General features: G+C 60.2%; 6 protein-coding genes. 4 read left to right on the forward strand and 2 right to left on the reverse strand.

From position 1 onward, the window contains the following. Positions 1–448: 448 nt before the first annotated feature. Positions 449–1,087, reverse strand: coding sequence for a GNAT family N-acetyltransferase (locus tag F4U94_RS23855; protein ID WP_088181964.1), 639 nt, complete (start codon positions 1,085–1,087; stop codon positions 449–451). Between the two features lie 172 nt (positions 1,088–1,259). Then, entirely contained in the window at positions 1,260–1,697 is a 438-nt protein-coding gene (locus F4U94_RS23860; RefSeq protein ID WP_211363332.1) for a YgjV family protein, read from the reverse strand. A gap of 389 nt (positions 1,698–2,086) precedes the next feature. Between F4U94_RS23860 and F4U94_RS23865 the strand changes: the two genes are divergently transcribed. The 4 genes from F4U94_RS23865 to F4U94_RS25425 form a co-directional block, all read left to right on the forward strand. Continuing rightward, entirely contained in the window at positions 2,087–2,365 is a 279-nt protein-coding gene (locus F4U94_RS23865; RefSeq protein WP_249042123.1) for a hypothetical protein, read from the forward strand. A gap of 20 nt (positions 2,366–2,385) precedes the next feature. Continuing rightward, positions 2,386–2,805, forward strand: coding sequence for a periplasmic heavy metal sensor (locus F4U94_RS23870; protein WP_088181962.1), 420 nt, complete (start codon positions 2,386–2,388; stop codon positions 2,803–2,805). Next, on the forward strand, positions 2,802–3,374 hold the full coding sequence (locus F4U94_RS23875) for an RNA polymerase sigma factor (RefSeq protein ID WP_088181961.1): 573 nt from the start codon (positions 2,802–2,804) through the stop codon (positions 3,372–3,374). Before F4U94_RS23870 ends, F4U94_RS23875 begins: the two co-directional genes overlap by 4 nt. An 88-nt stretch (positions 3,375–3,462) precedes the next feature. Then, the coding region (locus F4U94_RS25425) for a twin-arginine translocation signal domain-containing protein (RefSeq protein ID WP_150412334.1) at positions 3,463–3,582 on the forward strand (120 nt) is incomplete at its 3' end.

Here is a 3,582-nt window from a genome sequence, read left to right on the forward strand (position 1 = left end):
CGCAGTCCTTTGCGGCTATGCTCATCTCGAGCAATGCCAGTCCATGCCATTGATCACTCCATCTCTCGCAAGGACGGCGTGAATCATAACATGCTGGTATTGCTCAACAACTTTTGGATCGGGCTCTAAGGCTGCACCCCTCCCACGATCTCGACCGCGGATTGCGGTGCATTCGTCGACATCCGACCCCGCACCGCAATCGCTCGCGCCAGATCGATCTTGGTCAGCTAGCGACAAGGTCATCAAGCAATTGCCATTGAAAACCTTTGTCACTTTCGACGCACGCGCGAATCCCGGCCAGGGCATTGCTTCAGCTGGACCACGAGCCAACATATCCTGCAAGAATTTGAGTGCGCCGGCCGTGGTCTTGGGTTGCTCGCAGTCACCTGCGCAGTCGCTGGAACAGCCAAAACAGTCATTAGCACGAAAACGCCGAGGTACATGACGTTTAGCATAGCCCACTCCCAACATCGTGATCCGCACCGGACTCAGGAGGGGCAGAACAATCTGCTTCGAGGATCATACGTCCCATGATGTATGCTTCATCGGCTGCGATCGCATTATTATCATCCACCCGAACTATATCACAGATGCTATACCCTAGACGATCGTAGAGCGCCCTTGCGCGATGATTTCGAATTGCGACTAAGAACATAAGGAAGCGCAATTGGCGTCCTTTAGCCCATTTTTCCGCTAGAGAAATCAGCTGTGCTCCAAGTCCGTTGCCCCAGTATTGTGGACGGATTGCCAGATTAAACGATGCAAACTCATATGCTCCTTCGACCGTTACTCTCCTGACATCAATATAGCCGACAATGTGTTTCCGGGTTTCTACGACGAAAATGCCTTGTTCTCCGAGCTTCGAAGCCTGCAACTCAGAGTTGCAGCGCTTCAATAGCGCATGTGGATCAGCGACGTCGAACACCATGTGCTCTGTCTCGACGCTCAGCGCTGTCTTCAGAGCTGCCAGTGCCTTTGCGTCATGTACGCTCGCGGGTCGGGCAATGAACTTGGGCGAGGTTCGCGTATTGACGTTCTGCCTGGCGAGGAGGGGTGTAGCTGCGACGGATGCCGGTACATCAATCATGCGCGGCACTCCTGTTGCGCTGCGGCGGGACCGCTCAGCCCAGGAGTGCCGGCGCCACCCGAGCGCCGGCCGGAGAAAGTCCCGTACAAGATTCCTACTCGTCGCCAGACCGTGTCGGACACCTCTCCCTGCAAACACTTTCGCGCTTCGATCGAAGCCAAATACAAACCGGTCATGTTGTGAAGACCGATATGAGATCCACTGTAAGGGCGGACAGTGCGCCACCCATGATGTTGTGCGCTAACCAAAAAGGAGAGCCGATCAGGAACACTGTTTTCATCCGCATGGGCGACGGCTGATTGCGCGCGCTCATGTTTATGATGCCTCCACTGGCCGCGAAAAGCGACGCTATGCCTACCCAAGTAAATAGGACAAGCGTCAGGAGCGTGACGAGTCTCGCAATGTTGAGCGCCGACCGTACTCCACGATCCCGCACCGTCAGCGCAATCAAGAGCTGCGCAAGCGAGATGCCGCATGCGACCGCCGCGGTCGAGGCACCAAGGACGGAAAATTGAAGCGTGAACGCCACCGCGCCCACGCTCTGGACGACGATCACCCGCCGCAAGCAACGTAGAAATGGCCAGGTCATGACACAGGCGAGCCCGATCATGCCCAGAAGGATGCTGATCGCACTCGCAGTATATATCGCATCATCGATCAAGTATGGCATGCGCTCTCTCGGGAGGAGGGATGCCCGAACAGTAAAGAGACGCGGTTAATAAACTCTTTACAATTTGCTTTAGATCGCAAACCGACCGCAATTTGGATCGATCGGCCCCCCGCCCAGGCCAAACCATAGCTTTAGAGGCTAGCAAGGAGCGACATCAACACTGTTTTGGTGCGTCTCAGCATGCGCTGTGAACGATTGGACGCAATGGAAGAGTGCGCCGCGGCGCTCGGGGGCGTTCGCGCTTCGGGGTATTCGTTCACGTCGGATTCGAGGGGTGTTCGCCGGCCGTGCGTAAGGGATGTGAGCAAGACGGAGGAAGGAACATGGATATGGATTTAGACAGCGCGTTGCGCCGCCTTGCCGAGCAGCCGCTTCATCCCCGGCTCGCTGAACTGGAAGGGGATGTCATGCGATTAATCGCGGCGGAGCAGCGCGCGGGCAGCGGAGTGACACTGCGGGCTGGCATGCTGGCAGCGGTAGGCGCGGCCGCCTTGGGAGTGGTGGGCGGCGGATTGTCGTCCGCAGCGGCGCCTGCGCAGATGCCGACGCTGACGCCTTTCGGGCCTGCCGCGCCGCTAGCGCCTTCGACCTTGCTGGCGCTCCAGTGACGGGCAGCGCCCGGAGAACGATGCTGATCGCGGCCATCGCGTTCACAGCAGCGGTCGCAGGCGTGTGGGCTGGACGCGAAGTGTTTCCTTCGTCGACGACCCCAGGCGTGGAGCTTCACAGATTGCTCCACGACGGGCTTGAGTTGGACGAGGCTCAACGGACCAAACTCCAGACGCTGGAGTCTCGCTTCGCCGTCCGAAGGCGTGCCTTGGAGCTGGAACTCAGGGCCGACAACGCGCGGCTCGCCGACGCCATTGAAGTCGAGCATGGCAATGGGCCGCAGGTCGCGGCGGCCGTCGATCGTTCGCACGGCACGATGGGCGAGCTCCAAAAGGAGACGTTGAACCATATGTTCGCGATGCGGCAGATCCTGCGGCCTGACCAGGCGAGGACGTTCGACCGCGCGGTGGTGAAGGCGCTGACCGCAGACGCGCGGTGAGTCTTGAACTTTCGGCCTGCACGGACGGCGAACTCGCCGCCTTGACGCTCGCTGGACGTCAGGCCGCCTTCGCCGAGATCATGCGCCGGCACAAGGGGCCGGTTTACCGCCTGATCCGTGCACATATCGGCGATGCCGAAGAGGCGCTTGACCTCACTCAGGAATGCTTCGCGGCCGCCTTTCAGAACTTGCGAAAGTATGACGGAGATCGGCCGCTCGCTGCGTGGCTGGCCCGCGTGGCAATCAACAAGAGCCGCGATTGGCTTCGGCGGCGACGCATACGCCAGATACTATCGTTCGCCTCTTCGCTGCCGCCTGAGACGATCGAGGGTGAGCGAGACGAGGCGCCAGGTGCCGACACCGTCACCTTCGATCGCGCAGAACTTGCCCGGCTTTCGCGCGCGGTGTCCGAGCTGCCGGCAACGCTCAAGGAGACGCTCTTGCTGCGGACCGTGGAAGGCTTGTCCGAAGCGGAGACCGCAGCCGCGCTGGGGATCAGCGGCAAGGCCGTAGAGATGCGGCTCCGGCGCGCGCGCGCGAAGTTGTCGAAAATTTTCGACTTCGCATGAGGGGATGGGCCGGTTCGCGCGTAATGAAGGGTAACGACGGCGGCCCCCTCCCGCCGGCCGCAAGCATTGAATGGAGCGAAAGAACGGCATGAGCCGCAATCTGAACCGGCGCGACGTGATGCGCGGAACCGCCATGCTCGGCGGCACGCTGGCCATGTCGGCCTACCTGCCAGCTTGGGCGCAACCCGTGTCGCGCGGCATCGCCAAG

This window comes from Sphingobium limneticum, from assembly GCF_008710155.1.
Classification (GTDB): Bacteria; Pseudomonadota; Alphaproteobacteria; order Sphingomonadales; family Sphingomonadaceae; genus Sphingobium; species Sphingobium limneticum.